The organism is Pseudorhodobacter sp. MZDSW-24AT (assembly GCF_002794355.1).
Taxonomy (GTDB): domain Bacteria; phylum Pseudomonadota; class Alphaproteobacteria; order Rhodobacterales; family Rhodobacteraceae; genus Pseudotabrizicola.
This window is the reverse complement of record NZ_PGOI01000022.1, coordinates 1-6,490: the sequence shown is the minus strand read 5'-3', so window position 1 is coordinate 6,490 and position 6,490 is coordinate 1. Positions and strand designations below refer to the sequence as shown.

The 6,490-nt window shown below is 60.4% G+C and carries 4 protein-coding genes and 4 pseudogenes; 4 read left to right on the top strand and 4 right to left on the bottom strand.

Annotation, left to right across the window (positions count from 1 at the left end):
• Positions 1-165: 165 nt before the first annotated feature.
• A pseudogene (locus CUR21_RS18425) lies at positions 166-291 on the top strand (integrase core domain-containing protein); the annotation flags it as partial.
• A gap of 80 nt (positions 292-371) precedes the next feature.
• On the opposite strand, the gene CUR21_RS18420 reads toward CUR21_RS18425, so the two are convergent.
• Entirely contained in the window at positions 372-1,469 is a 1,098-nt protein-coding gene (locus CUR21_RS18420; protein ID WP_100198530.1) for a Fic family protein, read from the bottom strand.
• Positions 1,470-1,602: 133 nt separating this feature from the next.
• On the bottom strand, positions 1,603-1,989 hold the full coding sequence (locus CUR21_RS18415; protein ID WP_100198529.1) for a hypothetical protein: 387 nt from the start codon (positions 1,987-1,989) through the stop codon (positions 1,603-1,605).
• Positions 1,990-2,193: 204 nt separating this feature from the next.
• Here CUR21_RS18415 and CUR21_RS18410 point away from each other — a divergent pair.
• Positions 2,194-2,985 (top strand): annotated as a pseudogene (locus CUR21_RS18410) (recombinase family protein); the annotation flags it as partial.
• Between the two features lie 17 nt (positions 2,986-3,002).
• Here the strand turns inward: CUR21_RS18410 and CUR21_RS18405 are convergent.
• Positions 3,003-3,329, bottom strand: a complete 327-nt coding sequence (locus tag CUR21_RS18405) for a transposase (RefSeq protein ID WP_369802551.1) — start codon at positions 3,327-3,329, stop codon at positions 3,003-3,005.
• 13 nt (positions 3,330-3,342) lie between these two features.
• Here CUR21_RS18405 and CUR21_RS18400 point away from each other — a divergent pair.
• A pseudogene (locus tag CUR21_RS18400) lies at positions 3,343-4,380 on the top strand (IS110 family transposase).
• Positions 4,381-4,620: 240 nt separating this feature from the next.
• Here the strand turns inward: CUR21_RS18400 and CUR21_RS18395 are convergent.
• A pseudogene (locus tag CUR21_RS18395) lies at positions 4,621-5,652 on the bottom strand (IS3 family transposase); the annotation flags it as partial.
• A 366-nt stretch (positions 5,653-6,018) separates the two neighbouring features.
• On the opposite strand from CUR21_RS18395, the gene CUR21_RS19110 reads away from it, so the two are divergent.
• Complete coding sequence (locus CUR21_RS19110; RefSeq protein WP_100198528.1) at positions 6,019-6,306, top strand: transposase; 288 nt, start codon at positions 6,019-6,021, stop codon at positions 6,304-6,306.
• Positions 6,307-6,490 lie beyond the last annotated feature (184 nt).

Genomic DNA, 6,490 nt, shown 5'->3' with positions numbered 1-6,490 from the left:
ACACCAGCCCCGACCAACCGTCGGGGCTTTGTCATGTCCGGAGCACCCAAGGCCAGGATCCCTGCCAGACCCCCATCGAGGTTGCGGATAAGAGGTGGCTGCGGAAATCTGAACAGCCGGGATAAGTGGATTTTCTGCGCAACAGCGGTATGATGCTGCAAGCGAGCCCGCGCCGGGATTGGGCGGTATCTGACTTTCTACAACAGCCGACGACCGCATTCATCGCTTGACGGGAAAACCCCCGATCAGGCCTACTTCAACCAGCCAATGCCCGAAGCGGTGGCGGCGTAACCGAGGCGGAAAACCACTTAGAAAACGCTCGGAACCTGTTCAGATCAGCAGAACCACCTCTATAACCGTCGTCGGTACCCTCACAGCACCAACTCATAGTGCGTGCTGCGGCCGCCACCTTCGCCTTTCCGCAGCAGCCCGAGGTCCAGTAGCGCCGCGATGTCGCGGTTCGCGGTGTCCTGTGAGCACTTGGCGATGCTGGCCCACTTCGAAGAGGTCATCTTGCCCTCGAATCCATCAAGCAGGCGGTTCAGTACCTTGATCTGGCGTTCGTTCAGCGCCTGTGCCGCTGCGCGTTCCCAGAACTGTCCCTTGGCGACGACCGCCGCCAAGACGCTGTCGGCACCGTGGATGGCGCGGCCGAGGCAATCGAGGAACCAAAGGATCCATCCCGTGACGTCCGTTCCACCCTTCTGGGTGCGCTCAAGCTGGTCGTAGTAGGCGTTCCGCTCAGCTCTGATCTGCGCGGACATGCTGTAGAACCGCTGCGAGCTTCCCTCCGACCGGGCAAGTGCCAGGTCGGCGATGGCGCGGGCGATACGACCGTTGCCGTCCTCGAACGGGTGGATCGTCACGAACCAAAGATGCGCCAGCGCCGCCTTGATCACAGGGTCGGTGGCCAGGGGCGCGTTGAACCATGTGAGGAAGCCTTCCATCTCCGCCGGGATCCGCGGTGCGGGTGGGGCCGAGTAGTGAATCTTCTCCCGGCCGTAGAGCCCAGACACCACCTGCATCGGACCAGTGCTATCATCGCGCCAGTCTCCGACGATGATCTTCGTCATGCCGCTTCGCCCGGTAGGGAACAAAGCTGCATGCCAGCCGAAAAGACGCTCTGCGGTGAGCGGGGCCTGAAAGTTCCGCGTTGCGTCCAGCATCACCTCGACGATGCCTCCCACATTGCGATCGGTCGGGGGCAGGGCGCCGATGTCGATGCCGAGCCGCCGGGCGAGCGATGACCTCACTTGTGTGGCGTCCAGCTGTTCGCCCTCGATCTCGCTTGTCTTGACTACGTCCTGCGTCAGGGTCTGCAGGACCGCCTCCTCGCGCAGCTTGAAGCCCAGCGCTTCCATCCGGCCGATCAATCGTCCCTGGTCGTGACGGACGGCAGCCAGGGGTGCAGCAATGCTGCCATCCTGCCATGTCAGCTTCGGCCAGTCTGGTTGTTCCCAGATGTACACCACATTCTCCGCGCCAATTGCGGTGATTGTGGGCCGCATTCGCCGCAAGCGCAATGAAAAACACCGCAAGACATGCGGAGAATGTGGGGGCCTATTCTCCGCATCTCTGATTTACCCTGACCATAGGGTGCACTTATGGCTGTGATGATCCCTCGGACCTTGGGTCATCCTGTCTGAGATTTTGTATGATAAGAAGCCGTTCTGGACAACTTGGATATCTGTGCCGCGGCTGCTCCGACAGTCGCCCTGCCATGGTGAGGGTAGTGATCAGCACAGCGTCTGAATGCTGCGCGAGCCGGATCAGATGCTCTCCGCTCGGACCGCGTTCGCCGGTCAGCCAATACTTGGCCGTCCGCTCACTCGCTCCCGTCCAGCGCATCACCGTCTTGATGGCCTGATCCGTCGGTCCCAGTTCGCGCCGCAGGGCATCGGCTATGGCCTCGCGATAGGCGGTTTGATTAGCGTCCAGGTGCACAGATGTGCCCATTTTCGGCACAGATGTGCCCATCTTGACCCGCATCGCGGCGTCCTCCTCCGGTAAACCTGTGGAGAAGACAACACAGCGGCAGATTCCCTTTTGCGCCCCAGCCAAGACCCCGGGTCCGATCGGACGGAGACGCCTGCATGAATGGATCGGCAGAGGGCCATGGCAGGCAAAGAGCCGCCTTCATCGAAAGGACCAGCGAATTCCCCGCCGTTACGGCGTGCGGCCGAGTACGTCCGCATGTCCACCGACCACCAGAAGTACTCGACGTAAAACCAGTCGGACGCGATCCGCAAGTATGCGACGGAACGAGGTTTCGAACTGGTCCGTTCCTATGCCGACGCCGGGAAGAGTGAGTTGAGGATCGAAGGCCGCGAAGCCTTGCAGCAACTGATCCAGGACGTCGAGGACGGCACCGCCGATTTCGAAGTGATACTGGTCTATGACGTCAGCCGCTGGGGCAGATTTCAGGATGCCGACGAGTCCGCCTACTACGAATACATATGCCGTCGCGCGAACAAGCAGGTCGAATACTGCGCGGAACAATTCGAAAACGATGGCAATCCGATCGCAACCATCGTCAAAGGCGTCAAGCGTGCCATGGCTGGGGAATACAGCAGGGAACTTTCCAACAAGGTTTTCATCGGGCAGTGCCGTCTGATCGAGCTCGGCTACCGTCGGGGCGGCCCGGCTGGCTTTGGCCTTCGGCGAGTCCTGCTTGAAGAAGGCGGTGAAGTGAAGGCCGAGCTAAAGCGTGGCGAGCACAAAAGCCTGCACACCGACAGGGTCATCTTGATGCCTGGGCCCGACGTTGAGGTCCAGACCGTCCGTTGGGTCTACAGCCGGTTCCTGAAGCACGGTCGTTCGGAAAGCGAAATCGCTGCCGAGTTGAACGAGCGCGGGGTCCTGACCGATCTCGAGCGCCTCTGGACCCGTGCGACCGTCCATCAGGTACTGACCAATTAGAAATACATCGGCAACAATGTCTACAATCGCCGGTCGTTCAAGTTGAAGCAGAAGCGTGTCGCCAATGACCTGCCACTGAACTTTCATCCAGCGGCGACCGGAGCCGGTAGTTGATTTACGCCCTTTGGCGTGGGTTGAGCAATCGCCCGGCGCACGGAACCCTCATCGCGTGCAGCGGGACGGGCGATTGCGGTGGTCAGGTGCTGGGCGAAGCCTGCGGGGGTCTGGTAGCCGAGGGCCGAATGGGGCCTTTCGGTGTTGTAGTCGGTGACCCAAGCCGCGAACAGGTCGCGGGCATGGGCGAGGTTGCGGAACAGCGTCTCGTTGAGAAACTCGTCCCGCATACGGCCGTTGATGGGGAAGACGGCCCCGCTCCTGAGAGGGGACCGTATAGTGGTCTTACTTTGCACAAGGAGAAGTTCCATGACCCCAGCCACGGTGGGCCTCGATCTGGCGAAGAATGTGTTTCATGTCCATGTCGCTGATGCATTCGGCAAGACGCTCGATAGCAAGCAACTTACGCGTCGTGATCTCCTGCCTTTCTTCAAGGCGTTACCGCCTTGTTTGATAGGCATTGAGGCGTGCGCGACCGCCCATAATTGGGCCCGTCAATTACAGGAACTCGGTCATAACGTGCGGCTCATTCCCCCGGCCTAAGTCAAACCCTTCGTGCGACGCGGGGCGAAGAATGACGCCACTGATGCGGCGGCCATTTGCGAAGCTGTGACCCGCGCTAACATGCGCTTTGTCCCAATTAAGTCACGGGAGGATCAGGCTTTCTTGATGATCAACAGAGCCCGAGGCCTTCTGGTTCGGCAGCTAACCATGGCTGCGTGTGCGTTCAGGGCGCACTTGGCCGAGTATGGGGTAACAGTCGCGCAGGTTCGGCACCGCGTCGATGGACTCATAGCAAAGCTGGATGAGATGCGCGAAGCCCTACCTGATAATGCGTGTTTTGCGCTGGATGCTCTCGTCGGAGCGCTGGAAGCACTTAACCGGCAGATCAAGAGGATTGATGTCCGGCTTGCCGAGATTCACCAGTCCAATGAGATTTGTCGTTTGCTCACGACCATACCGGGGATTGGCCCGATTACCGCGACTGCCTTTGCCGCCACGGTGCCGAATCCCTCGGCTTATCAATCAGGGCGCGAATTTGCTGCCTGGCTTGGACTGACGCCGCGACAAAACTCATCAGGAGGCAAGCACAGGCTTGGTGGTATCACCAAACAAGGTGACCGCTATCTTCGTCACCTTCTGGTCTTAGGCGCGCGCACTGTGGTCCGGTATCCAAAGGCCCGCTCTCGCGTGGATGGTCAGTGGATCGATGCTCTGCTGGAGAGGCGCCGACCTATGGTTGTTGCTATCGCAGTTGCAAACAAGCTTGCGCGGGCATTCTGGACTATGCTCTCCACCGGAGAGGTATTCCGGACCCGCTCAGTCGGGACGGATCAGCAAATCTAAGGGCCAGAGAGATGGCACAAGTGCAATAACGGCGTGATGGCAAACCGGCAAAGCCGAGGATCGAGAAAGCCCGGGGAGCTTTAAGCGCACCAAAGCGCGTCCCGTTGATGTGGCGTCGATCTGCGGACACCATCAGGCCAGCAGTCATGTATGGGCTGCACAAACAGGCCGAATACAGGAACGCACCGGCCGATGAAGATCACGTTCAAAACACTTGCGCCCGCGGGGCCGTCTATACATGAAGCTTTCGACGAACTCATTCTGCATCGCTTTGCCCGGCGCGATGTAGTGCCATTCGATCTTGTGTTCGGCGCACCACTTCAGGACTGCGTTCGAGGTCAGTTCGGTGCCGTTGTCGCTGACGATCATCCCCGGCTTCCTGCGGCGTTCGATTAGGGCTGTCAGTTCCCGCGCCACGCGGCGACCGGAGATCGACGTGTCGGGGATGGCCGCGAGACACTCCCGCGTGACGTCATCAACCACGTTCAGCTATGAGCCATTGAGGCGCCATTGGTTCGAGCCCAATGGCGAATGAAGCGCCGCCCGCAGGCGAACTGGTCATGCACGAAATCCAGAGACCAGCGCGCATTGGCCCGCGCTTCGATCAGGATCGGGGCCCTTGTGCCGATGGCCTTCCAGCGCGCTTTGCGTTTGCGGACCGTCAACCCTTCCTCGCGGTAGAGCCGGTAGATGCGGTTGATCCCCGACGCCTCGCCTTCCCGCCTGAGCAGAACGAAGAACCGCCGGTAGCCGAACCTGCGCCTCTCAATGGCCAGATCCCGCAACCGACCGCGCAGCGCCGTGTCCGGCGCGCGCTGCGACTGGTAGCGAACCATCTTGCGATCCGCCCCGGCAATCTCGCACGCCCGCCGCTCCGACAGCCCGAGATGGGCCTCAAGCTGCGCGACAGCCTCGCGCTTCACGGTATCGCCATGGCCTTGAACCAGTGGCGGCTCATGGCTCTACGTCACCATTTTTTTGACAGCAGTTCCTTCATCGCCGCCATGTCGAGCATCTGCTCAGCCAGCAGCTTCTTGAGCTTGGCATTCTCGTCCTCCAGCACCTTCAGCCGCGTCGCCATTGGCGCTCGAACCAATGGCGCACCAATGGCAACCCTCAGACACCGTCATCCCGGAATACTTCGCCTTCCAGGCATAGAACGTCCCTTCCGACATCCCGTCCTTGCGGCAGAGATCAGCGCACTTCTCCCCCGCCTCACCTCGTCGGGGAAACGGTCCCCCGGACCGTTTCCTTGTCCTCCTCGACCTGCAAGATGCCAATGATCTGCTCTTCCGTCAGTCGTGCCTACTTCATCGCCCGTCCTCTCCATGGGCCGGACTGTAATCGCAGATGGAGGAAAAATCCCGTGGCAGGTCAGGCGTAAGATTGCCTGCCATAATCGTCGACGGCCTCGGAGAACAACGGACATGAACCATTTCGAGAAAATGCCGTCATCCAAAAAGCCGGGCTTTGAAGCCAGCCTGTGCACGATACCGATTGCGGCTATCCTGCCGGTCAACCTCTTCCCAGCACCATACCGAAGAGCCAGAAATATGCGCAGATCGCAGTCTCCATCCGCGAAGTTGGACTTGCCCGGGAAATGTGGAGAGCACCAACTGAGGAACCAGGAGGTGTTCTATGGGAAACGGGAACAGACCGACGCCGGAGTTTCGGCGTGAAGCGGCGCGGCTGGCACTGACCAGCGGCAGGACGCGGCGGGAAATCGCGCAGGATCTTGGCATTGGCTTGTCGACGCTGACGCGGTGGCTGGGTCAGGAGCGGGACACCGGTGAGCCGAGTGAGGCACCTGTCGATCTGCATGCCGAGTTGAAGCGGCTTCGGCGCGAGAATGCGGTCCTGAAGCATTTGAACCGGATCAGAAAACGATCCGGGGGATCGTTTTCCCGGCGAATGGCGACATCTTAAAAAAGGCCGCGGCCTTCTTCGCGAAAGAGGGATGTGGCGGGTGAACGCCATCGGTTTGAGAGACCCCGCCACGGATGACCTTCGGCTTCATCGAAGCGGAGAAGGCCAGCTTCCCGATCAACCGGATGTGCCGCGTCCTCGGGGTCAGCCAGAGCGGCTTCTTCGCTTGGCAGGAACGCCCGGC